Consider the following 23,260-nt stretch of genomic DNA (forward strand, 5'->3'; position numbering starts at 1 on the left):
GCTCAGCCCCGGCCGGCGGGCCCGTCGCCCCCGTCGTCCCCGGGGTCCCGGCCTCCGCCGCGGCCCCACGGCCGCCGGCGGCGCGCCCGGCCGGAGCCGTGCGTGCCCAGCCGGGCGGCGCCGTCGACGAGCGCGGCGACCAGCGCCACACCGGCGATCACCAACAGGACAATCCACCACAAGACGTCCACGCTCCGACCGTACCCCGCCACGGTGATTCCGCCCACACCGCGCTGCGGCCGGGGAGCGGGCGGCCCCCGTGCGACTTACAGTCATTCGAACCCCACCACGGAGGTTCCCCCGTCCATGAAGCTCACCGTCGTCGGCTGCTCGGGGTCGTTCCCGTCCGCGGACTCGGCCTGTTCCAGCTACCTCATCGAGGCCGAGGGCTACCGGCTGCTCCTTGATCTGGGCAATGGCGCCCTCGGCGAGCTACAGAAATACACGGGTCTGTATGACATCGACGCGATCGCGCTCAGTCATCTGCATCCGGACCACTGCATCGACATGTGCGCGTACTTCGTCGCCCGTTACTACCGCTACGAGGGCGGTCGCTGCGAGCCGATCCCGGTCTACGGGCCGGAGAACACCGAGCGGCGGCTGACCACGGCGTACGACGACACGCCGTCGGAGAAGTCGATGAGCGAGGTCTTCGACTTCCGCTCCCTCAGCGCGGGCGGCACCTATCAGCTCGGCCCGCTGACCGTGCGCACCGACCGGGTGACGCACCCGGTGGAGACCTACGGCTTCCGCATCGAACACCGCGGCCGCGCGTTGTGCTATTCGGGTGACACCGGGGAGTGCGGCAACCTCACCGAGCTGGCCAGGGACGCCGATCTCTTCCTGTGCGAGGCGTCCTTCACCCACGGCAAGGAGGACATCGGCGAACTGCATCTCAACGGCCGCCAGGCCGGGGAGTGCGCGCGGCGCGCCGGGGCCGGGCAGCTGGTGCTCACCCACATCCCGCCGTGGACCGACCCGCTGACCAATCTGCGCGACGCCCGGGAGGTCTTCGACGGGCCGGTGGAACTGGCCAGGCCAGGGGCGGTCTACCGGATCTGAGGCCGCACACTAGGCTCGCCGCATGTCTCGTATCGACGGCCGCAAGGCCGACCAGCTCCGACCCGTCAGCATCGAGCGCGGCTGGAGCAAGCACGCCGAGGGTTCCGTGCTGGTGTCCTTCGGGGACACCAAGGTGCTGTGCACCGCCAGCTTCACCGAGGGCGTGCCGCGCTGGCGGCGCGGCAGCGGCGAGGGCTGGGTGACCGGCGAGTACGCGATGCTGCCCCGGGCCACCAACACCCGGGGGGACCGTGAGTCGGTCCGCGGCAAGATCGGCGGACGCACCCACGAGATCTCCCGGCTGATCGGCCGCTCGCTGCGCGCCGTCGTCGACTTCAAGGCCCTGGGCGAGAACACCATCGTGCTGGACTGCGACGTGCTCCAGGCAGACGGCGGGACCCGTACCGCCGCCATCACCGGTGCCTACGTGGCGCTGGCGGACGCGATCGCCTGGGGGCGTACCCGCAAGCTCGTCAAGGGCAAGGGGCAGCCGCTGACCGGCACCGTCTCCGCGGTGAGCGTCGGCATCATCGGCGGGGTGCCGATGCTGGACCTGGCCTACGAGGAGGACGTGCGGGCGGGCACCGACATGAACGTGGTGTGCACCGGGGACGGCCGGTTCATCGAGGTGCAGGGCACCGCCGAGGGGGTGCCGTTCGCCCGGCACGAGCTGGACGCGCTGCTGGACCTCGCGGTGGCCGGCTGCGCCGAGCTGGACACGGCGCAGCGGGCGGCGCTGGCCACCGACTGAGCGCCGGCGAGCGCGCTCTCCGCCGAAGGGGCGGCTACCCACAGTGAGGGTGAGGCGGCTGCCCCTTTCCGCTGTCCGGTATTCCGAACGAATTTCAGGATTCCGAACACAATCCGGCAGAAAGTCTTGACGCCCCCATCGGCTCTCCCTAGCGTATCCGGCACCGCTTGACTGCGCAGTCAACGGGGGTCGCTGGCAAAGGAGCTGGTGCATGACGAGCCGCATATCCATGAGGGATGTCGCCCGCCGGGCCGGGGTGTCCCAGAAAACCGTTTCCCGTGTCGTCAACGACGAACCCCACGTCTCCCCGGAACTGCGGGAACGCGTCCGCCAGGAGATAGAACAACTCGGTTACCGGCCCAATACGTTCGCCCGCGCGCTGGTCACCAGAAGGTCCCGCAGAATCGGCCTCATCTCCACCGGCAGCGGCTATTTCGGCCCCGCGTCACTCCTCAGCGGATTGCAGCGCGCCGCCCACGCCGAAGGCTATGACGTCAGCGTCATCCACGCCGATGAACACGACCCGGAAGAAGCCGGCCGCGCCGTATGGCAATTGGTCGGCCACGGCATCGACGCCATCGCGCTGTGCGGCCCGATCGGCTCCGCCGAAATCGCCCGGCACATTCCCCACGACATACCCGTCCTGCGCGTCGACCTCCCCGAGACCCCGGAGGGCACCGGCACCGACAGCCACCACGTCCTGTTCGTCGGCAACGACGACATCTCCGCCGCCACCGAGGCCACCTCCCACCTGCTGCGCCTGGGCCACCGCACCGTGCACCACCTCGCCGGACCGCCCCGCTGGGCCGTCACCGGCTACCGCGAACGCGGCTGGCGCACCGCCCTGGACCTGGCCGGCGCACCCTGCCCCGACGTACGGCGCGGCGACTGGAGCCCCGCCTCCGGCTACCACGCCACCCGCGAACTGCTCACGGACGGCGACCTCACCGCCCTGTTCGCCGCCAACGACCAGATGGCCATCGGCGCCGTCCACGCCATCGAACGCAGCGGCCGGCGGGTCCCCGAGGACGTCAGCGTCATCGGCTTCGACGACATCCCCGAAGCCGCCTACCTCTCCGTCCCGTTGACCACCGTCCGGCAGGACTTCGCCCGGATCGCCGCCGAGGGCATGCACAGGCTGGTCGCCGCCATCGGCACCACGGCCCGCCCCGCCGACCCCGGCCCCGGCGGCGCCACCATCCCCGCCCAGCTCATCCACCGTGCCTCCACCGCGCCCCCGCCCGGGGCCGGACCGGCCTGAGCACAGCCACCAGGAACAGGGACGACGATGACCCGAACCCCTGGCCGACGGCCCGCCCCGACCCCCGGCCCCCACCCACCGCCCCCCGGCATCTCCCGCCGCCACCTGCTGCGCGCCGCCGGCGGCCTGGGCGCCGCCGCGCTCGCCCCCGCCCTCGGCGCCTGCGCCGCCGCCACGCCCACCGCCGAGCCCCTCACCTCGGGCCGCGCCGACATCTCCTTCTGGACCCACGACGACGCCTACGTCGACTTCTTCCGCGCCGCCGCCGACGCCGCCACCGGCTCCCCCTTCACCTGGAACCTGCGGCCCACCCGGGCCGGCGCCGCCGACGTGGTCACCAAGACCATCGCCCAGGCCATCGCCGGACGCGGCACCCCCGACGTCGCCGGCTTCGAACTCGGCGCCTTCACCCGCCTGCTGCGCGGCGACATCGCCCCCGAACTCCTCGAAGACCTCACCGGACACCTCGACCCCGCCGTCCGCGAGGACCTGCTGACGGTGCGCACCGAACCCTTCAGCAAGGACGGCGCCCTGTACGCCCTGGACTCCGACGCCCCGCTGGTCGTCTACTACTACCGCGAGCCCGAGTTCGCCCGGTACGGAGTGCCCACCGACCTCGGCAGCTGGGAGGAGTTCGCCGAAGCCGGCACCCGCCTCGCCGACCGGCACGGCATCGCGCTGGCCGCCGTCCCCACCGGCAGCGACCTGCCGCAGATCCTCCAGTCCTTCGAAATGCTGCTGCTCCAGCGCGGCGGCCGGCTCTTCGACGCCGACGGCACCCTCACCCTGGACACCCCCGAGGCCGAGGACACCCTGCGCTTCCTCGCCGAGGGCGTCCAGCGCGGCTACCTCACCGCCGTCTCCGACTACTACGGCCCCAGCATGCAGGCCGCCCTGAAGACCGGAAAGGTCATCGGCCAGTGGATGGCCAGCTGGTACAAGGTGTACGGGCTCATCGCCAACGTGCCCGAACAGTCGGGGGAGTGGCGGATCCGCCCGCTGCCCGTCTTCACCGGCGGCGGCGGACGGACCTCCTTCGCCGGCGGCACCGGATTCGCCGCCCTGCGCGGCAAGCGCAACACCCTCGCCGGCGTCGAACTCGTCAAGGCCGCCTACCTCAACCCCGCCGAACAGATCCGCCGCTACCAGGTGCTCGGCTACCTCCCCAGCCTCCGCTCCGTCTTCAACGACCCGGCGCTCTCCCTCATCGAGGACGAATACTGCGGCGGCCAGCGCATGTTCGAGGTCTACCGGGACGTCATCGACGAAGCGCCCGTGCTCTACCTCAGCGCCGACCGCTCCATTCTCGACACCGTCCTCAGCGGATATCTGCTGCGCGCCTATCAGGGCCGCACCTCACCGCGCGAGGCACTGCGCTCCGCGGCGCGCGATTTCGCCGGCCAGACCCGTACCCGGGGAGGAACCCGATGACCTCCCGCAGACAACTCGCGCCGTACGCGTTCATCGCCCCCTTCTACGTCCTCTACGGCCTGTTCATGGTCGTGCCGATCGGCGTCGCCTGCTATCTCAGCCTCACCGAATGGGTCGGCCTCGGCACACCCACCTTCATCGGATTCGACAATTTCACCGACCTCGCCCGCGACACCAGTTTCCACAAAGCACTCGGTAATTCCCTGATCTTCGTCCTGGTCTCGCTCTTCCTCGTGGTGCCCTGCGCCCTGCTCATCGCCCAACTGCTCAACACCAGAGGGCTGCGGGCCCGCGATCTGTTCCGGGTCACCTTCTTCCTCCCCATGGTGCTGTCACCCATCGTGATCGCGCTGCTGTACAGCCTGCTGCTCGACCGCGAGTACGGCCTGGTCAACTCCGTGCTGCGCGCCCTGTTCGGCTTCGGCGGCGCCGACTGGCTGGGGGACCCCACCCTCGCCAAGGTCTCCATCGGCTTCGTCCTGCTGTGGCGCTGGACCGGCTACCTCACCATCTTCTTCCTCGCCGCCCTCCAGGCCGTCCCCCGCGAACTGTACGAATCCGCCGAACTGGACGGCGCGGGCACACTGCGGCAGTTCACCACCGTCACGCTGCCCTCCATCCGTCCCGTCACCGCCTTCGTCGTGGTGACCTCCTTCATCGGCGCCGCCCAGCTCTTCGACGAGCCCTACCTGATCACCGGCGGCGGACCCGGCGAGGCAACCCTGACCGTGGCCCAGTTCGTGTACCGCGCCGCCTTCGAACGCCAGCAGTTCGGCTACGCGGCGGCGGCCGGCCTCGTCCTGTTCTTCATCGTGTTCGGCCTCAGCCAACTCCTCAACCGGCTGCTGCGCATCGGGAGGACCGCATGAGCGCCACCGGCACCACCACCGCCCCCGCCGCCACCCGCACCGCCCCGCCCACCAGGCCGCGCCGCCGCCGCTCCCTGCCCGCCCGCATCGCCCTGTACGGCACCCTGAGCCTGCTCCTGCTGGTCTTCGCCGCCCCGCTGCTGTGGGCGCTGTCCGGCTCGTTCAAGCCGCGCGGCGACATCTTCGACTACCCGCCGACCCTCGTCCCCGACCCCGCCACCACCGAGAACTACCGCAACCTGCTCAGCGGCCAGCCCTTCTGGAACTGGTTCGCCATCTCCGTCGTCACCGCGCTGATCGCCACCACCATCGCCGTCTTCGTCTGCGCCCTGGCCGGCTTCGCCTTCGCCAAATACCGGTTCGCCGGCAAGAAGGTGCTGTTCAACGTGATGTTCAGCTCGCTGTCCGTGCCGTTCGCGGTGATCCTGGTCCCGCTGTTCATCCTGGTGGTCAAGTCAGGACTCGCCAACCCCTGGTTCGCGCTGATCGTCCCCTGGGTCGCCCCCGCCTTCGGGATCTTCATGATGCAGCAGTACATCATCCAGTCCATCCCGGACGAGATCCTCGAAGCCGCCCGCCTCGACGGCAACAGCGAGTTCGGCATCTTCCGCCGCGTCGTCCTGCCGCTGCTGCGGCCCTCCCTCGGCGCCCTCGGCGTGTGGCAGTTCCTCCAGAGCTACAACAGCTTCCTGTGGCCCCTGGTCCTCATCTCCGACACGGACCAGTACACCCTGCCGCTCGGCCTCAACATCCTCTTCCGCGCCGAGTCCCGCGCCTTCGACCTGGTCCTCCCCGGCGCCGTCCTCGCCTCCGTACCGACCATCGCCGTCTTCCTGCTGCTGCGCAAACAACTGCTCGAAGGACTCTCCGCCGGCGCGGTCAAAGGCTGACCGCCACAGCACCGCCACCCCACCGGCACCGCACCACCCGCACCCGAGAAAGGTTCCGCATGTCCGTCCTGCCCCACCGGGTCCTCTTCGGCGCCGCGTACTACCACGAGTACCAGCCCACCCCGCGCCTGGACGAGGACCTCGACCTGATGGCCGCGGCCCACTTCACCGTCATCCGGGTCGGCGAATCCGTCTGGTCCACCTGGGAACCGGAGAACGGTGTCTTCGACCTCGACTGGCTCCTGCCCGTCCTCGACGGTGCCCACCGGCGCGGCATCCAGGTCATCCTCGGCACCCCCACCTACGCCGCCCCGCCCTGGCTCGCCCGCGCCTACCCCGAGATCAACACCGAACGCCGCACCGGACAGCGCGCCGGCTGGGGCGCCCGCCAGGAGATCGACTACACCCACCCCGCGTTCCTCTTCCACGCCGAACGCGTCATCCGCAAGATCATCGAGCGCTACGCCGGCCACCCCGCCGTCATCGGCTTCCAGGTCGACAACGAACCCGGCAACGAGATCTTCCACAACCACGGCGTCTTCCAGCGCTTCACCGACCACCTGCGCCACCGGTACGGCACCGTCGAGGAACTCAACCGTGCCTGGGGCCTCACCTACTGGTCCCACCGGCTGTCCACCTGGGCCGACCTGTGGACCCCCGACGGCAACGCCCAGCCCCAGTACGCCCTCGCCTGGCGGCGCTTCCAGGACAGCCTCACCACCGAGTTCATCGGCTGGCAGGCCGACATCGTGCGCGAGTACGCCCGCCCCGGCCAGTTCGTCACCACCTGCATCTCCTACGAACGCCCCGGCGTCCGCGACGACGCCCTCACCGCGCGCCTCGACGTCACCGCGGGCAACCCCTACTACCGCATGCAGGACAGCCTCCAACTGCCCCCGGACCCCCAGGAGCCCGGCCAGACCTGGACCACTCACGGCACCTGGGCGCTGTACGCCACCGCCGACCGCATGTACGCCTCCCGCCAGGAACCCTTCCTGGTCACCGAGACCAACGCCCAGGCCATCGGCCCCACCTGGATCAACGAACCCGCCTACGACGGCCAGTGGCGGCAGGCCGCCTGGGCCCTCGTCTCACGCGGCGCCACCATGATCGAGTACTGGCACTGGCACACCCTGCACTACGGCGCCGAGACCTTCTGGGGCGGCATCCTGCCGCACAGCCAGGAACCCGGCCGCACCTACGAACAGCTCGCCGCGCTCGGCGCCGAGTTCGACCGCGCCGGGGAACTCGTCGCCGCCCTCACCCCCGACGCCGACCTCGCCCTGCTCTACAGCGTCGACAGCAAATGGGCGCTCACCGAACACCCCATGCTCGCCGCCGAGGACGGCGGCCCCGACCGCCGCTCGTACCAGACCGTCCTGGAGTCCTTCCAGCGCGGCGCCTTCGACAGCGGCCTCCAGGCCCGGCTCATCCACCCCGGCCAGCTGTTCACCCAGGACCCCGCCGCGTACGCGCGCACCCAGCCGGTCCTGGTCGCCGCCGCCCTGATGACCGCCGACGACGACCAGCTGCGCTGGCTGCGGGAATACGCGGCGGCCGGCGGCCACCTGGTGCTCGGCATCCACACCGGCTACGGCGACGAGGAGGCCCGCGCCCGCACCGAACGCAAACCCGCCCACCTCGGCGAGGCGGCCGGCGTGCGCTACGACGAGTTCTCCACCCTGCGCGGCCCGCTGCCCGTCCACGCCCCCGACAGCTCCCCGCTGCGGCTGCCCGGACACGCCACCGCCACCCGCTGGGCCGACGGCCTGCGCGTGGACGACGCCCAGGTGCTCGCCGCCTACCGGCACCCGCACTTCTCCCGCTGGCCCGCCGTCACCACCCGCGCCCACGGCGCCGGGCGCATCACCTACGTCGGTACCGTGCCCGACCCGGCGCTGGCCGCCGCCGTCCTGGAATGGGCCGCCGCAGAAAGCCCCGGCCCCCACGGCGCCTGGCGCCCGGCCGCCGACAGCCAGACCGTCACCGGGGCGACCGCGGGCGACGGCACCCGGCTGCGGTTCGTCCACAACTGGTCCTTCACCCCCAGCACCTTCCCGCTGCCCGCCGCCGCCCGCGACGTGCTCTCCGGGCAGGAACTGCCCGCCGGCACCGCACTGGACCTCGGCCCCTGGGACGTCCGCGTCCTCGCCGAACACGGATAATCACCGCCATGCACCGTCTCGTCCTCGCCACCCGCAACGCCCACAAGGTCACCGAGCTGCGCGCCATCCTCACCGGAGCCGGGCTCGACGTCGAACTCATCGGAGCCGACGCCTACCCCGACATCCCCGACGTGCAGGAAACCGGCGTCACCTTCGCCGAGAACGCGCTGCTCAAGGCACACGCCCTGGCCCGGGCCACCGGTCTGCCCGCCGTCGCCGACGACTCCGGGCTGTGCGTGGACGTCCTCGGCGGCGCACCCGGCATCTTCTCCGCCCGCTGGGCCGGCCGGCACGGCGACGACCGGGCCAACCTGGAACTCCTGCTGGCCCAGCTCGCCGACATCGCCGACCCGCACCGCGCGGCGCACTTCGCGTGCGCCGCCGCGCTGGCCCTCCCCGACGGCACCGAACGCGTCGTGGAGGGCCGGCTGCGCGGCACGCTGCGGCACACCCCGGCCGGCAGCGGCGGCTTCGGCTACGACCCGATCCTCACCCCCGACGGCGACACCCGCTCCGTCGCCGAACTCACCCCCGAGGAGAAGAACCGCATCAGCCACCGCGCCCACGCCTTCCAGGCACTGGCCCCCGTGGTCGCCGAACTGCTGCGCTGACACCGCCCGGCGGCGCCCCGGACCGTCCGCACCACGGCCTGGGCGCCCGCGCCCGACCGGCACCGCTCGGCAAACAGCGGCGGCCGGACAGGCCGGACGCGCCGTCAGGCCGCGCCCGCGCCGCCGTCCGCGGACGGGCCGCCGTCGCTGTCCGTCAGATACGCCGACACCACCACATTCGCCGAGTACTCCCGGCGCTCCGCGTCGTACGTCCCGCCACAGGTGATCAGCCGCAGCTCCGCCGCCCCGTCCTGCCGCGGGCCGTACACCCGGTCCGGGTCGAAGTCCGCCCGCTCCACCACCTCGGTGCCGCTCACCGTGAACGCCGCCACCGAGCCGTCGTCCCGCACCACCCGCACCCCGTCACCCGGCTCCACCGAGCTGAGCGCGTAGAACACGGCCGGATCCGTCTCCGTGTCCACATGCCCCACCAGCACCGCCGCCCCCTCCGCGCCCGGCGCCGGGCCGCCCGCGTACCAGCCCACCAGACCCGGCTCACCGTACGGCGGCGGCGCCACCCCGCCGCCCTCGTCGACGCCACGCGCCATGATGTCCGCGCGCACCCCGATCGCCTCGATCTCCAGCACCGCCGGATCCACCCCGGCGGCCAGCGGATCGGCGGCCGGCGGCAGCGACCCCCGCGCCCCCGCCGCCTGGGCCTGCGCCGCGCCGGGCGAGGACCCCGGCAGCCAGCCGCCGCCCTCGGTCAGCTGACGGCCCCACAGCCACAGTCCCGCCAGCAGCAGCGTCCAGGCGACACAGGAGACGAGACGGCCGGTGCCCGAGGCGCTCGGCTCGTCCTCCATCACCTCTCCCGGGCGCGCAGCCGCCGCACGGTCAGCGCGGCCGCCGCCGCCAGCACCCCCGACAGCACGGTCAGCGCCGTGGGCGCGGTCGGCACCCGGTCCTGTTCGCCGGCCACCGCCGTCGCCGTACCGCCGCCACCGGCCCGCACCGGCGCCGAGGGGCGCGACGGCAGCGAGGGAGCCGCCTCCTGCCCGTGGTCGCGCTCGCGTTCGTCCTCGCGGCCCTGCTCCCGCTCGTGTTCCCGCTCGTGCTCGCGTTCCTTGTCATGGCCGCCCCCGCCGCTGCCCCCGCCGCTCCCCGCGACCGTCAGCTCGCCCGTGACCGCCCGGTCGTCGCCGTCGCACGACACATCCACCCGGTACGTACCGTCCGCGACTGTCGAAGAGACCCGCGCCTCACCGAACAGCCCGCCCTCGGCGGACGGCGCCAGCACCGCCTCCGCCACGAACGCCTCCGAGTGCGCCGTGCCGCTCTTCTCCCGGCACCCCGTCACCCGCAGCACCACTTCCTCACCCGGGCGCGGCGCGGCCGGCGAGATCCGTACCTCGCCGTGCCCCCGCTCCCGTTCCCCCTCCTGACCCCCACCGGTCGCGAACGCCGCGCCGGCCGGCGCCAGCACGGCCAGCGTCATCGACAACGTGCACAAGGCGAGCCCCGCGGGCCTGACGATGCTCATGGCGGAACCTCCGGATCGCTCCCTCCGAAGGTCACCCGCCACCCGCACCGCCGCACCCGCAGGCCCCGCCCCTTACGCCGTTGGGGGACCCGGATCACCCGGGCGCGTCACCGAGGTCTCAGACGCGGTCCACCAGATCCGCGATCGAGTCCACCACCGTGGAGGGCCGGAACGGATACCGGTCGATCTCCTCGGGCCGTGTCAGCCCCGTCAGCACCAGGAACGTCTCCATCCCCGCCTCCAGACCCGCCAGCACATCGGTGTCCATCCGGTCACCGATCATCGCGCTCGTCTCCGAGTGCGCCCCGATCTCGTTCAGCCCGGCCCGCATCATCAGCGGATTCGGCTTGCCCACGAAGTACGGCTCACGCCCCGTCGCCTTGGTGATCAGCGCCGCCACCGAACCCGTCGCCGGCAGCGCCCCCTCCGTCGAGGGACCCGTGTGGTCCGGGTTGGTCGCGATGAACCGCGCACCGTCGTTGATCAGCCGGATGGCCTTCGTCAGCGACTCGAAGCTGTACGTCCGCGTCTCACCCAGCACCACGTAGTCCGGCCCGGAGTCCGAGAGCACATAGCCCACATCGTGCAGCGCCGTCGTCAGCCCGGCCTCACCGATGACGTACGCGCTGCCGCCGGGCCGCTGCTCCGACAGGAACTGCGCGGTGGCCAGCGCCGAGGTCCAGATGCTCTCCACCGGCACCTCAAGACCCATCCGCGACAGCCGCGCGTGCAGATCCCGCCGGGTGTACATCGAGTTGTTCGTCAGCACCAGGAACGGCCGGCCCGACTCCCGCAGCCGCTTCAGGAAACGGTCCGCGCCCGGAATCGGCACGCCCTCATGGATGAGCACCCCATCCATGTCGGTCAGCCACGACTCGATCGGCTTGCGCTCACTCACCCTGCTCGCCCCCCGCCGCCAGCTCCAGGTCACGGATCAGCTTCGCGACATGGCCGGTCGCCTTCACGTTGTACAGCGCCCGCTCGACCTTGCCGTCCTCGCCCACGATCACCGTGGAACGGATCACCCCGGTCACCGTCTTGCCGTACAGCTTCTTCTCGCCGAACGCCCCGTACGCGCCCAGCACCGCCTTGTCCGGGTCGCTCAGCAGCGTGATGCCCAGGCTCTCCTTCTCCCGGAACTTCGCCAGCTTCTCCGGCTTGTCGGGCGAGATCCCGATGACGTCGTAGCCGGCGCCGGCCAGCAGCTGGAGGTTGTCGGTGAAGTCGCACGCCTGCTTGGTGCAGCCCGGGGTCAGCGCCGCCGGGTAGAAGTAGACGATGACCTTGCGTCCGGCGTGATCGGCCAGCGACACCCGCTTGCCATCGGCGTCGGGCAGGGAGAAGGCGGGGGCGGGATCCCCCGGCTGAAGGCGCTCACTCATCGCGGATCCTCACGGTTCGGTCATTTCCAGCACTGCGCCACCCAGCCTAATCGTGGCCTGCGACAGGCAGTGGCCCGGCGGAGCTGACACACTGTCCCGTAAACCCGATCCGGGATTGGACGATGGAGGCGTGAGCGTGTCGCAAGCAGCCGAGAACCCCGCGGCGATCGAGGCGCGGATCCACAGGCGGCGGGAGAGCCTGCGGGGCACCCTCGAAGAGATCGGCGTCCGGGTCCACCCCAGCACCATCGTCGGCGACGCCAAGGCCCGCGCCGCCGCCAGCGTGGACCGCACGGTCGGCGGCTTCCGCGAGAAGCTGACCCACGAGGACGGCAGCTACCGGATGGGCCGGGTCATCCCGCTCGCCGTGGCGGTGGTCGTGGTGGGCCTGCTGGTCACCTCCTCCCGCTCCTCGGACGCCGAGCGCCCCAAGGACCGGCGGCGGAACCGGTAGCCGAACGTTCAACCACCTGAGATACGGTCATCCCCGTGAGCTCGAACCCCACCCACGACAAACTGCCGATCCGCATGCTCCACGACCGGATCCTGGTCCGGGCGGACGGCGAGGGCGGCGAACGCCGTTCCTCGGGCGGCATCGTCATCCCGGCGACCGCCCAGGTCGGCCGCCGGCTCGACTGGGCCGAGGTGGTGGCCGTGGGACAGAACGTCCGCACCGTCGAAGTCGGCGACCGGGTGCTGTACGACCCCGAGGACCGCGCCGAGGTGGAAGTGCGCGGCGTCGCCTACATCCTCATGCGCGAACGCGATCTGCACGCGGTGGCCGCCGAACGGCTCCAGGGGTCGGACGACTCCACCGGGCTCTACCTCTGACCCCGGCACCCGGCCCGACGCCCCGATCCGCACCGCCGGACCGCGCCACCGGTTCGCGCCGCTGATCTCGCCGCCGACCCGGGCCGCTGACTCCGCTCAGCGGCCCGGCGCCTGCTCCCCGTCCGGCTCTCGCGTCCCGGACGGCACCACCGAGGGCTCCCCGGGCGGCGCCGGGGGAGACGGATCGGCCGGCGGCGGCCCCGTCGACGGCGCCGCCGAACCCGGCGCCTCCGGCACCGCCGACCCGCCCGGCTCGGCCTCCGGCTCCCCGGACCCCTCCCGCCCGCCGTCCTCCCGCTCCCCGTCCGGCGCCGGCTCCCGCTGCTGCTCCCGGTCGGGCTCCGGCTCACGCTCCCCGTCCGGAGTCGCCGACGGCACCGGCTCCGCCGCCCCCTCGAACCCCACCACCGGCCGCCCCTCCAACGCCGCCGCCGTGTACTGACCCCAGATCCGCGCCGGAAACCCCCCGCCGCTGATCCGCTCCTGCCCCGCCGCCCCGTACAGCGACTGCTGCTCCCCGCTCTCCGAGTCCTGGCCGAACACCGCCACCACCGTCGCCAGCTCCGGCGTGAACCCCGCGAACCACGCCGCCCGGTCCTCCTCCGCCGTCCCCGTCTTCCCCGCCGCCGGCCGCCCCGCCGACTGCGCCGCCGTCCCCGTACCCCGCTCCACCACCCCGCGCAGCACCGCCGTCACCCCGTCCGCCGCCTCCTGCGACACCGCCCGCCGCTCCGCCGCCCCCGGCACCGGCACCGGCTCCCCGTCCCGGCTCACCTCCCGCACCAGCACCGCCTCCCGGTGCGTCCCCCGCCCCGCCAGCGCCGCGTACACCTGCGCCACATCCAGCGTGCTCGGCGTCGCCGTCCCCAGCGAGATCGAGCCGCGCGCCTCCGCAAGACCCGGCACGTCCTCCGGAATGCCCAGCGCCACCGCCGTCTCCCGCACCCGGTCCGCCCCCACGTCCTGCCCCAGCTGCGCGAACACCGCGTTCACCGACTGGTCCATCGCCTCGGCCACCGACACCGCGCCGAAGTCCCTCCCGCCCTCGTTCTGCGGCGACCAGCCCGAACCCGTACCGTCCCGGTTCACCACCTCCCGGCCGCTGTCCCCCGCGTACACCGTCGCGGGCCCGATCCGCTCCCCGTTCACCGTCAGCGCCGCGTGCTCCAGGGCCGCCGCGTACACGATCGGCTTGAACGTCGACGCCGCCTGATAGTCACGGCGCGTCGCGTTGTTGACGAACTGCTCCGTGTAGTCCCGGCCCCCGTACATCGCCACCACCTCGCCCGTGGCCACCTCCACCGACGTCGCCCCCACCCGCACGAAGGTGTCCGGCGGCTCCGAGCCCAGACCGTCCAGCAGCTGCTCGCCCACCGCCCGGGTCAGCGCCTCCTGCCGCACCGGATCGATCGTCGTGGTGATCCGGTACCCGCCCGCCGCCAGCTCGTCCTCGCCCACGATGCCCCGCCCGGTCAGATGCCCCTTCACCGCCTCCACCAGATAACCCCGCTCACCCGACAGCAGATCCGACGGCTCGTACGGGCCCGGCTGCGGGAACTCCAGACCCGCCCGCTCCGACGCGTCCAGCCACCCCTGCGACACCATGCCGTCCAGCACGTACTCCCAGCGGGCCACCGCCCGCCCCGCGCTGCCCGGATCCGCCACCACGTCGTACGCGCTCGGCGCCTGGAGCAGAGCCGCCAGATAGGCGCCCTCCGCCACGTCCAGACGCGCCGCGTCCTTCTCGTAGTACGCCTGCGCCGCCGCCTGGATGCCGTACGCGTTGCGGCCGAAGTAACTGGTGTTCAGATACCCCTGGAGAATCTCCTCCTTGCTGGTCTCCCGCCCCAGCTTCACCGCGATGAACAGCTCCTTGACCTTGCGGGTCACCGTCTGTCGCTGATCCAGGTAGTAGTTCTTCACGAACTGCTGCGTGATCGTGGAACCCGACTGCCGGCCCCCGCCGCGCAGCATGTTCCAGCCCGCCCGCACCATCGCCGACAGATCCACCGCCGAGGAGTCGTAGAAGTCCCGGTCCTCCGCCGCCAGCACCGCGTGCCGCACCGGCTCCGGCACCTGATCCAGCGACACGTTCGCCCGGTTCACCTCACCGACCGCCGCCAGCTGCGAACCGTCCGCGTACAGATAGACATTCGCCTGCGCGGCGGCCGCCGACTTCGGCTCCGGGATCTCCACCAGCAGGTAGCCCGCCACCAGGGCGCCGAGCCCGAGCACCGTACCGCCCATCAGCCCGGCCAGCAGCATCCGCCAGCTGGGCAGCAGCCGCCGCAGACCCCTGCGACGCGGCCGGCGCGCCCCCGCGCTCTTCGCCGGCCACCCCGGCCATCGGTCAACGCCCATGGGGCACACTGTCGCAACCCGGCCCCCGCGCGCCCCCCGCACACCACCGGTACGCCCCCGGGCTCCCCCGAACGGCCTACAGCACCGCGGCCGGCTCCACTCCCAGGAGCAGCGCCGGATCCACCGCCTCCGCCATCGCCCGGAACCCCGCGTCCGTCGGGTGCAGCGCGTCACCCGAGTCGTACGCGGGCAGCAGCCGCGACGGGTCCGCCGGATCGCGCAGCGCGGTGTCCAGATCGATCAGGCCATCGAAGACCCCGCCCGCCCGCAGCCGCTCGTTGACCTCCTGCCGGACCGCCTCACCCCGCTCGCTCCACGCGTAGTGCCCCTCGTACGGCATCAGCGTCGCCCCGACCACCCGCAGCCCGTTCTCCCGGGCCCCGGCGGCCAGCCGCTCCAGACCCGCCACGATCTCCCCGGCGTCCGGCTCGCGCGGCGCCCGCAGGATGTCATTGATCCCCAGCTGCACGACCAGCACCGTCGCGCCCTCCTGGCGCAACACGTCCGAGTGCAGCCGGCTCAGCCCGCTCGCCCCGTTGTACGACCTGCCGGGCGAACCGTCGCGCAGCAGCCGGTTGCCGCTGATCCCCAGATTGAGCACCGGCGTCCCCTCCAGCCGCGCCGCCAGGAAATCCGTCCAGCGATGCCCCGCCCCCGGCGTCGAGGAGATGCCGTCCGTCAGCGAATCGCCCAGCACCACCACCGCGCCCGGCGACGCGGGGGAGAACACCTGCACTCCCGTCAGATAACGCCAGTGCTCCGTCGTCGCCGTGTACGCCGCCCCCGACACGTCCGCCGTGTGCTCACCGCGCGCCGAGAAGTTCGTCTCCCGGGCGTGCCGGTGATACGTCACGGGCCCCGACGGGCCCGGCGCGTACACCGACACCAGCAGCCGCGTCGCCGGCTCCACCGCCAGCGCCACCGCGTCACTGAGCACCACGCCCCCCACCGGTATCGTCACCGCGGCCCCGCCGCCGAACGCGAGCGGCACCACGCTGTGCGCCACCGCCTCCGCGCTGCCCGGCTCGACCGCGAGCCCGACCGAGGCACGCGTGAACGTCACCGGCTGGCTCCCGTACCGGTTGGACAGCTCCACGCGCACCGCCGTCCCACCCGCCGACACCTGCACCACGTTGCGCAGCGACCGCCCGCCCAGACCGTCCCGGGTGCTCGGCTCCGACCCCGTCGGCGCCGCCGACCAGGCCCCCACCCACGCGCCCTGCGACGCCGGCACCACCGCGCCCGGCGGACCCGGGGCGGCCCGTACCGGCCGGCCCTCATCACCCGGCAGCCCCGACAGCACCGCCGACACGATCACCAGCAACGCCACCACCCCGGCCGCCCACCACGCCGGAGCCCGCCGTACACCCACCACTCCCACACCCACCCGCACATGATCCCACGATCGGACGGCACGGGCTCGTCCGTTCGGATCACCCCACCCCCGACAATGGGGGACATGAGCTTCACGGCAGCAGATGTGGCGAAACAGCGTTCCCTACGCCGCATGAAGGGCGTGGCGACCGGCCTGCTGGTGGCCGTCGCCGTCGTGTACGCGCTCGCCACCTGGGCCGAGCACAGCGGAGCCGGCGCCTGGGCGGGCTACGTGGCCGCCGCGGCGGAGGCCGGCATGGTGGGCGCGCTCGCCGACTGGTTCGCCGTCACCGCCCTCTTCCGCCACCCGCTGGGCCTGCCCATCCCGCACACCGCCATCATCCCGACCAAGAAGGACCAGCTCGGCCAGTCCCTCGGCGACTTCGTCGGCGACAACTTCCTCTCCGAGGGCGTGGTGCGCGACAAGCTCCGCTCCCTGGGCCTGTCCCGGCGTGCCGGGACCTGGCTGGCCCGCCCGGAGAACGCCGACCGGGTCACCGCGGAACTGGCCACCGCCGTGCGGGGCGGACTGACCGTGCTGCGCGACGCCGACGTCCAGGCCGTGATAGGTGAGGCCATCACCCGCCAGGCCGGCCGCCGCGAGATCTCCCCGCAGCTGGGCGACCTGCTCGACCGCACCGTCGCGGCCGGCGCCCACCACCGCATGGTCGACCTCGTGTGCGCCCGCGCCCACGACTGGCTGATCCTGCACCGCGACGCGGTCATGGAAGCGGTGGAGGGCGGCGCCCCCGGCTGGACCCCGCGGTTCGTGGACCGCAGAATCGGCGAACGTGTCTACCGCGAGCTGCTCCGCTTCGTCACCGAGATGCGCGACAGCCCCCAGCACCCGGCACGCGGCGCCCTGGACCGCTTCCTGACGGACTTCGCCCAGCAGTTGAAGGACGACCCGGACACCCGGGCGCGGGTGGAGCGGCTGAAGGCGGACCTGCTGCGCCGGCCCGAGGTGCAGGACCTGATCGCCTCCGCCTGGGCGGCGGTCCGGGCGATGATCATGGCGGCGGCGGAGGACGAGAACAGCGCGCTGCGGCTGCGGGCGCGGGCGGCGCTGCTCTCCCTGGGCGAGCGGCTGGCGACGGACGACCGCCTGGACACCAAGCTGGACGGCTGGGTGACGGACGCGGCGCTGCACGTGGTGTCCGGCTACCGGAGCGAGATCACCTCGCTGATCAGCGACACGGTCGCCTCCTGGGACGCCCGCACCACCTCCCGCAAGATCGAACTCCACATCGGCCGGGACCTCCAGTTCATCCGCCTGAACGGCACGATCATCGGCTCCCTGGCCGGCCTGGTGATCCACACGGCGACCCAGCTCCTCACCTGACCGGCGTCACCGCCGGGCACCCGGATCGTTGATCCGTACGAGACCGGGACGGACGGTCGAAGGGGAGCACTCATGGCCAGCCGGGACACACGGGAGCGCCTCGCGGAGGCGGCCAATCTCCGTTTGCTGTGCCCCAATTGCCACGCGACGACGGCGGCCTACCGGGGCCGGGGCAAGCGGGCCGCATGAGGGCGCGGTTCCGACGGGCACTCACGGATTCCGGCTGCGACACCTCGCGATTGCTCGGCCAGGCCCACGGTCGCGGGCACCGCAGCCCGGCGCGTCGCCCGGCCGAACAGATCCTGGCCAAGCACGCGGGTGCCCGCCGGACCACGACCGTACTGTTGCGCCGTGCGCTGGCCGACATCGGCCGCCCGGAGATCTGCGCGGAGTGCGGCACGGGGCCGGTCTGGCTCGGGGAACCCATGACGCTGTAGGTGGATCACCGGAACGGCGACTGGCGCGACGACCGCGAGCAGAACCTGCGGTTGCTGTGTCCGAACTGTCACGCGGTGACGGATACCTGGTGTCGGGGAGGAGCCGCACGGCGCGCCTCGGCCTGATCGCGGAAGTATCGAACCGAGGGACGCCCCGGTACCATGAGACAGATCAAGCGGCCGTGGCGAAATATGGTTATACGCGCGAGCTTTAGGTGCTCGTGGGCGAAAGCCCGTGCGGGTTCGAGTCCCGTCGGCCGTACCCATGGTGACATCGGACCATGGCCCGGCTCCCGCGGTGGAGCCGGGCCATCGTCGTGTCCGGGGTCGATCCGGGCGATCCGCTGTGCGTGCCGATAGCGTGTGGGGGTATTGCTTCAGCTGATTCTCTGGAGGATCGACCATGGCAACCACCCGTGTCGCCACGACCAATTGGGCCGGCTCTCTCATGGAGGGGTCGGGGACTGTCGCGCTGGAGTCCTCGGGGATCGGGACGTTCGAGGTGAACTGGCCCTCGCGGGCCGAGACGCCCAACGGGCGGACCTCCCCCGAGGAACTGATCGCCGCCGCGCACTCCTCCTGCTTCTCCATGGCCCTCTCGCACGGCCTGGCCGGCGCCGGCACGCCGCCGGAGACCGTGCAGACGCAGGCGTCCGTCACCTTCCAGCCGGGTGAGGGGATCACCGGCATCGTGCTGAACGTCAAGGCGCGTGTGCCCGGTCTGTCGGCGGAGGCGTTCCAGGAGGCGGCCACCACCGCCAAGGAGAACTGCCCGGTCAGCAAGGCGCTGGCCGGTGTCACGATCACCCTGGAAGCCGAGCTGCTGGCCTGATCCGACGCGTGCGGCCCCGGCATCCCAGGATGCCGGGGCCGCCGTACGCTGGGCGGTGGTTCGTACCCCCGGAGAGAGGCGTCCGCCGATGGCCAGCGTGGTGAAGATCAATGTTCTGACCGTTCCCGCCGAGCAGCGCGAGGAACTGGAGCGCCGGTTCGCCGCGCGGGCCGGTGCGGTGGAGGGGCAGGACGGGTTCGAGTGGTTCGAGCTGCTGCGGCCGGTGGAGGGCACGGACACGTACCTCGTGTACACCCGCTGGCGCAGCGAGGAGGACTTCCAGAACTGGATGCAGGGGTCCATGCGGCAGGCGCATGGCGGCTCCGGCGGCTCCGGCGGCTCCGGCGGCTCCGGCGGTGAGGGACGCAAGCCCGCCGCCTCCGGTTCCGAGCTGTGGTCCTTCGAGGTGGTTCAGCAGGCGGCGCCGGTCAGCGGAGATCGTCCCGGTCACGGTTGAGCCGGCCGCGGCCACGGTGCGGTCCCCGGGTTCAGGGACGGACCGCGGCTTCCTCCCGGGACACCGCGGGCCGGTCCCCGGTGGAGGTGGTCGGTGAGCCGCTCACGTCCTCGCCGTCGTCCTCGACGAGTTCGACCCGGCCGGGCGGCAGCACGAACGCGGACAGGCCGGCCAGGACGTACAGTCCCACGACGGTCCACAGGCCGGTGACGGCCGCCTCGGCGGGCGGGTTGCCGCCGTCCAGCACCGAGAAGTAGACGGTGGCGACGATGGCGACGCCGGTGGCGACCCCGACCTGGATGGCGGTGTTCACCAGCGAGGAGGCCGAACCCGAGGCGGAGCGCGGGACCTTGGCGAGCACGATGTTCACCAGCGTGCCGGCCACCATCGCCATGCCGAGCCCGGAGACGATCATGCCGGGGGCCAGGTGCCACGGCTCCAGCGAGCCGGCGTACCGGTCGACGGTGACGGTGATGATCACCATGCCGACGGCCATGATGGAGCAGCCGAGGAAGACGACCCGGCGGCCCAGCGGCATCAGCCTGGGCGCGAAGCCGGAGCCGATGCCGACGCCCACGGTGAAGGCGACCATGGTGAGGCCCGTACGCAGCGGGGAGTAGCCCTCGCCGACCTGGAGGTGGACGGTCATGACCAGCTGGTAGGCCATGCCGCAGAAGAAGAGGATGGCGACCAGCAGCCCGCCGACGGCGCCGCGGTGCCGCAGCAGGCTGGGAGCGATGATGGGGGAGCGGCCCAGATCGCTGATGCGCTGTTCGTAGCGGATAAACAGCCACAGCACCGCCGGGCAGGCGGCCATCAGGGCGAACGTCCACCAGGGCCAGCCCAGTTCGCGGCCCTCCACCAGTGGGAAGAGCAGGCACAGCAGACCGGCGGTGGCGATGAGGGTGCCGCGTCCGTCGAAGCCGCGCAGCTTCTCACCGCGCGATTCACGGGTCAGGAGGAGGGCGCCGATGAACGCGGCCACGCCGATCGGGATGTTGATGTAGAAGATGGGCCGCCAGTCGAGACCGAAGAGGTCGGCCTCCAGCAGCACCCCGCCCAGCAGCGGGCCCCCGATGCCGCCGACCGCGAAGGTCAGCCCGTACAGCGACATGGCCTTGGGGCGTTCGGACTTGGGGAACTCGATCTGGAGCATCGCCAGGACCTGCGGCACCATCATGGCGGCGGCGGCGCCCTGGAACACCCGGGAGGCGATGAGCATCTCCGGATTGACGGCGGCGCCGGCCAGGGTGGAGGCCACCACGAAGCCGGCCAGGCCCAGGAGATAGATCCGGCGGCGGCCGAACTGGTCACCGAGCCGGGCGCCGGTGAGCATCGCTGCGGCGAAGGCCAGGGTGTACCCGGCGACGGCCCACTCCAGTTGGGAGGAGGACGACCCCAGGTCGGCCTGGACCGAGGGCAGGGCCACGTTCAGGACCGTGTTGTCCACCATGTCCATCAGGACCGCGAACAGGGTGATGGCGAGTGCCGCCCAGCGGCGTGGGCTGTAGCGCGCCGCTTCTCTCTCGTCCGCTAACGCTTGGCCAGTCATGCCAAGGACCCCTCCGATAGGCGTACCTTAAAAAGCAACACTAATTTGCTTTGGAGGCAAAGCTATTTTGGAGGCGGAGGCATGTCAAGCGATGGTGTGCCCGAGAACGACGGCACCGGCGTGGATGACGGGGTCCGCACCCTGCTGCTGCTCATGCCCCGTGTGGTGGCGCGCACCAAACGCTCTCGCAAGCCCCAGGTCCTGGTGGAGCTCAGCCTGGCGCGCCGGCCTCAACTACGCGGCCCTCACGGTGGTGCTGCCATGACCGCGCCCGCCGACCCGACCGGGGCCACCGCCGTCGATCCGGCGGCCTTCCGCGCCGCCATGGCCCGGCACGCCGCCGGAGTCGTCGTCGTCACCACCTGGGATGCCGAGGGCCGCGGCCGCGGCGTCACCGCCACCTCGTTCTGCTCGGTGTCCGCCGACCCACCGCTGATCCTGGTCTGCCTGGCCGAGACGGCCGGCTCCTTCACCGCGTTCAGCCGCTGTACGCGCCTTCCGCCGGCTACAACGCGAGTGACAGCAGCGCCGGGGCCGCCTTGCGGTTGAGCGTCTCCGCCGCCTGCCGCAGCCGGTGCGCCTCACCGACCGGCAGCGACAGCGCCAGACAGCCCACCGTCGCCCCGGCCGTCAGCGGCACCGCGGCGCACAGCGTACCCACCGCGTACTCCTGGAGATCCAGCACCGGCATGGTGGCCGGCTGCCGCTCCAGCGAGTTCAGCAGGACCCGGGCGTCGGTGATCGTCCGCGAGGTCAGCCGCGCCGCCCGGTGCCGCGAGAAGTGGTCCTGCCGCCCGTCGTGATCGAGCTGGCTCAGCAGGCACTTGCCGATGGCCGTGGCGTGCGCCGCCGACCGGAAGTCCACCCACTGGTGCACCGGCGGCGTCTCCGGCGCGTCCGAGACGTGCGGCACCTCCAGCTCGCCGTCCCGGTAGAGCCCGATGTACACGGCGGCACCCAGCGCCACGCGCAGCGCGTCCAGCGCCTCCTGCAACTTCTCGTGCCGCGCCCGCTGCCGGTCACCGCCCCGGCTCAGCAGGATCAGCGCCTCACCGGGGAGGTACGCGCCGTCCCGCAGCTGGTGCACGTACCCCTCGCGGGTCAGCATCAGCAGCAGGTGGGAGAGCTGACCGGGCGGCAGATCGATGTGCTCGGCGATCTCGTTCTCCGGGATGCCGTCGGGGTGGCCCGCGACGGTCTCCAGCAGCCGCAGCGCGTACTGCACGGAGTGGAAGGGGGCGGTCAGCCCGGGTGTGATCGCCACTTCGTCCTCCTGGAGGGGGAGTTGTGCCAGCTCGGACCCAGGGTAGCGACGATGCGGCCACCAGGGAGGCGGTCCGGCACAAGTGACTCCCCCGGTGCCGGACCACCCCGCGATCACAGCACGGTGCTCAGGAACTCCCGGGTCCGGTCGTTCTCAGGATCGCTGAAGATCTTCTCCGGCGACCCCGACTCCACGATCTTGCCCTTGTCGAACATCAGCACACGGTCGGAGATGTCGCGCGCGAAGCTCATCTCGTGCGTCACACAGATCATCGTGATGTCGGTGCTGTGCGCGATGTCGCTCAGCACGTCCAGCACGCCGGCCACCAGCTCCGGGTCGAGAGCGGAGGTGACCTCGTCCAGCAGCAGCACCTGCGGGCGCATCGCCAGCGCGCGGGCGATCGCCACCCGCTGCTGCTGACCGCCGGAGAGCTGACTGGGGTACTTGTCGAGATGCTCGGTCAGCCCGACCAGCTCGATCAGTTCCCTGGCCCGCTGCGCCGCCTCGTCCTTGTCCATGCCCAGGACATGGACCGGCGCCTCCATCACATTGCGCTGCACCTTCATGTTGGGGAAGAGGTTGAACTGCTGGAAGACCATGCCGATCTTCTTGCGGACCTCGCGGGTGTGCCGCTCCCCGGCGCGTACCAGCTTCCCGTTCTTCTCCTCATGGGTGAGCAGGTCGCCGTCGACGGTGATGGTGCCCTCTTCGGGCCGCAGCAGGGTCATCAGCAGCCGCAGGATCGTGGTCTTGCCCGATCCTGAGGGGCCGATGAGGGTGACGTGCTTGCCCGTGGCGACGGAGAAGTCGAGTTCGTCGAGGACGGTCACCTCGCCGAAGCGTTTGGTGACCTTGTCGAACCGGACGAGTTCGGTGCCGTTCGCACGGCTGGGATCGTTGCTCAT

25 protein-coding genes and 1 tRNA gene are annotated in these 23,260 nt (G+C 72.0%); 16 read left to right on the forward strand and 10 right to left on the reverse strand.

Annotated features, from left to right (window positions below):
- Positions 1-2: 2 nt before the first annotated feature.
- Positions 3-191 carry a hypothetical protein gene (locus ACTFAP_RS20380; protein WP_500467052.1) on the reverse strand — a complete coding sequence of 63 codons (189 nt, stop codon included), beginning with the start codon at positions 189-191 and terminating at the stop codon, positions 3-5.
- A 115-nt stretch (positions 192-306) separates the two neighbouring features.
- Between ACTFAP_RS20380 and ACTFAP_RS20385 the strand changes: the two genes are divergently transcribed.
- From ACTFAP_RS20385 to rdgB, 8 genes are all read left to right on the forward strand, one after another.
- Positions 307-1,062, forward strand: a complete 756-nt coding sequence (locus tag ACTFAP_RS20385; protein WP_495681821.1) for an MBL fold metallo-hydrolase — start codon at positions 307-309, stop codon at positions 1,060-1,062.
- A gap of 22 nt (positions 1,063-1,084) precedes the next feature.
- On the forward strand, positions 1,085-1,813 hold the full coding sequence (gene rph, locus ACTFAP_RS20390) for a ribonuclease PH (RefSeq protein WP_390117063.1): 729 nt from the start codon (positions 1,085-1,087) through the stop codon (positions 1,811-1,813).
- A 211-nt stretch (positions 1,814-2,024) separates the two neighbouring features.
- Positions 2,025-3,074, forward strand: a complete 1,050-nt coding sequence (locus ACTFAP_RS20395; RefSeq protein WP_500467053.1) for a LacI family DNA-binding transcriptional regulator — start codon at positions 2,025-2,027, stop codon at positions 3,072-3,074.
- Positions 3,075-3,101: 27 nt separating this feature from the next.
- A complete protein-coding gene (locus tag ACTFAP_RS20400) occupies positions 3,102-4,505 on the forward strand; it encodes an ABC transporter substrate-binding protein (protein ID WP_500467054.1) in 1,404 nt (467 codons plus the stop codon).
- Entirely contained in the window at positions 4,502-5,374 is an 873-nt protein-coding gene (locus ACTFAP_RS20405; RefSeq protein WP_500467055.1) for a carbohydrate ABC transporter permease, read from the forward strand. The genes ACTFAP_RS20400 and ACTFAP_RS20405 overlap by 4 nt, the downstream gene beginning before the upstream one ends.
- A complete protein-coding gene (locus tag ACTFAP_RS20410; protein ID WP_500467056.1) occupies positions 5,371-6,264 on the forward strand; it encodes a carbohydrate ABC transporter permease in 894 nt (297 codons plus the stop codon). Before ACTFAP_RS20405 ends, ACTFAP_RS20410 begins: the two co-directional genes overlap by 4 nt.
- 59 nt (positions 6,265-6,323) lie before the next feature.
- Complete coding sequence (locus ACTFAP_RS20415; RefSeq protein WP_500467057.1) at positions 6,324-8,429, forward strand: beta-galactosidase; 2,106 nt, start codon at positions 6,324-6,326, stop codon at positions 8,427-8,429.
- Positions 8,430-8,437: 8 nt separating this feature from the next.
- The gene (gene rdgB / locus ACTFAP_RS20420) at positions 8,438-9,040 is read left to right on the forward strand and encodes an RdgB/HAM1 family non-canonical purine NTP pyrophosphatase (protein WP_500467058.1); all 603 of its coding nucleotides are present in this window, start codon (positions 8,438-8,440) and stop codon (positions 9,038-9,040) included.
- A gap of 104 nt (positions 9,041-9,144) precedes the next feature.
- Here rdgB and ACTFAP_RS20425 read toward each other — a convergent pair whose 3' ends face one another.
- The 4 genes from ACTFAP_RS20425 to bcp form a co-directional block, all read right to left on the reverse strand.
- On the reverse strand, positions 9,145-9,846 hold the full coding sequence (locus ACTFAP_RS20425; RefSeq protein WP_500467059.1) for a class F sortase: 702 nt from the start codon (positions 9,844-9,846) through the stop codon (positions 9,145-9,147).
- Positions 9,846-10,523, reverse strand: coding sequence for a hypothetical protein (locus ACTFAP_RS20430; RefSeq protein ID WP_495681826.1), 678 nt, complete (start codon positions 10,521-10,523; stop codon positions 9,846-9,848). The genes ACTFAP_RS20425 and ACTFAP_RS20430 overlap by 1 nt, the downstream gene beginning before the upstream one ends.
- 118 nt (positions 10,524-10,641) lie before the next feature.
- Positions 10,642-11,421, reverse strand: coding sequence for an HAD-IIA family hydrolase (locus ACTFAP_RS20435; protein ID WP_030736868.1), 780 nt, complete (start codon positions 11,419-11,421; stop codon positions 10,642-10,644).
- Positions 11,414-11,905, reverse strand: a complete 492-nt coding sequence (gene bcp / locus ACTFAP_RS20440; protein ID WP_390121594.1) for a thioredoxin-dependent thiol peroxidase — start codon at positions 11,903-11,905, stop codon at positions 11,414-11,416. Before bcp ends, ACTFAP_RS20435 begins: the two co-directional genes overlap by 8 nt.
- A gap of 136 nt (positions 11,906-12,041) precedes the next feature.
- Between bcp and ACTFAP_RS20445 the strand changes: the two genes are divergently transcribed.
- Positions 12,042-12,359, forward strand: a complete 318-nt coding sequence (locus ACTFAP_RS20445) for a DUF3618 domain-containing protein (protein WP_390121593.1) — start codon at positions 12,042-12,044, stop codon at positions 12,357-12,359.
- 74 nt (positions 12,360-12,433) lie between these two features.
- Positions 12,434-12,736: a GroES family chaperonin gene (locus ACTFAP_RS20450; protein ID WP_046725788.1), complete on the forward strand. Its 303-nt coding sequence runs from the start codon at positions 12,434-12,436 to the stop codon at positions 12,734-12,736.
- A 96-nt stretch (positions 12,737-12,832) separates the two neighbouring features.
- Here the strand turns inward: ACTFAP_RS20450 and ACTFAP_RS20455 are convergent, their stop codons facing one another.
- Together ACTFAP_RS20455 and ACTFAP_RS20460 are read right to left on the reverse strand one after the other, a co-directional pair.
- Positions 12,833-15,097: a transglycosylase domain-containing protein gene (locus ACTFAP_RS20455; protein ID WP_500467060.1), complete on the reverse strand. Its 2,265-nt coding sequence runs from the start codon at positions 15,095-15,097 to the stop codon at positions 12,833-12,835.
- A gap of 76 nt (positions 15,098-15,173) precedes the next feature.
- Positions 15,174-16,478 carry an SGNH/GDSL hydrolase family protein gene (locus ACTFAP_RS20460; RefSeq protein WP_500469516.1) on the reverse strand — a complete coding sequence of 435 codons (1,305 nt, stop codon included), beginning with the start codon at positions 16,476-16,478 and terminating at the stop codon, positions 15,174-15,176.
- Positions 16,479-16,490: 12 nt separating this feature from the next.
- Between ACTFAP_RS20460 and ACTFAP_RS20465 the strand changes: the two genes are divergently transcribed.
- The 5 genes from ACTFAP_RS20465 to ACTFAP_RS20485 all read left to right on the forward strand — a co-directional run bounded on the left by ACTFAP_RS20465 (position 16,491) and on the right by ACTFAP_RS20485 (position 19,539).
- Complete coding sequence (locus ACTFAP_RS20465; protein ID WP_500467061.1) at positions 16,491-17,813, forward strand: DUF445 domain-containing protein; 1,323 nt, start codon at positions 16,491-16,493, stop codon at positions 17,811-17,813.
- Between the two features lie 185 nt (positions 17,814-17,998).
- Positions 17,999-18,250, forward strand: coding sequence for a hypothetical protein (locus ACTFAP_RS20470; protein ID WP_500467062.1), 252 nt, complete (start codon positions 17,999-18,001; stop codon positions 18,248-18,250).
- A 176-nt stretch (positions 18,251-18,426) separates the two neighbouring features.
- Positions 18,427-18,512, forward strand: a tRNA-Leu gene (locus ACTFAP_RS20475).
- A gap of 141 nt (positions 18,513-18,653) precedes the next feature.
- Positions 18,654-19,082 (forward strand): OsmC family peroxiredoxin, encoded by a 429-nt coding sequence (locus tag ACTFAP_RS20480; protein ID WP_030736841.1) that lies wholly within the window; start codon positions 18,654-18,656, stop codon positions 19,080-19,082.
- Between the two features lie 88 nt (positions 19,083-19,170).
- A complete protein-coding gene (locus tag ACTFAP_RS20485) occupies positions 19,171-19,539 on the forward strand; it encodes an antibiotic biosynthesis monooxygenase family protein (RefSeq protein WP_500467063.1) in 369 nt (122 codons plus the stop codon).
- A gap of 31 nt (positions 19,540-19,570) precedes the next feature.
- On the opposite strand, the gene ACTFAP_RS20490 is transcribed toward ACTFAP_RS20485, so the two are convergent.
- Entirely contained in the window at positions 19,571-21,091 is a 1,521-nt protein-coding gene (locus tag ACTFAP_RS20490; protein WP_500467064.1) for an MFS transporter, read from the reverse strand.
- Positions 21,092-21,172: 81 nt separating this feature from the next.
- Between ACTFAP_RS20490 and ACTFAP_RS20495 the strand changes: the two genes are divergently transcribed.
- Positions 21,173-21,640, forward strand: a complete 468-nt coding sequence (locus ACTFAP_RS20495) for a flavin reductase family protein (protein ID WP_500467065.1) — start codon at positions 21,173-21,175, stop codon at positions 21,638-21,640.
- Here ACTFAP_RS20495 and ACTFAP_RS20500 read toward each other — a convergent pair.
- The gene (locus tag ACTFAP_RS20500) at positions 21,597-22,355 is read right to left on the reverse strand and encodes an IclR family transcriptional regulator (protein ID WP_390121562.1); all 759 of its coding nucleotides are present in this window, start codon (positions 22,353-22,355) and stop codon (positions 21,597-21,599) included. The genes ACTFAP_RS20495 and ACTFAP_RS20500 overlap by 44 nt on opposite strands.
- Before the next feature lie 113 nt (positions 22,356-22,468).
- Positions 22,469-23,260, reverse strand: coding sequence for an ectoine/hydroxyectoine ABC transporter ATP-binding protein EhuA (gene ehuA / locus ACTFAP_RS20505; protein WP_030736829.1), 792 nt, complete (start codon positions 23,258-23,260; stop codon positions 22,469-22,471).

The organism is Streptomyces sp. PH9007 (genome assembly GCF_059813725.1).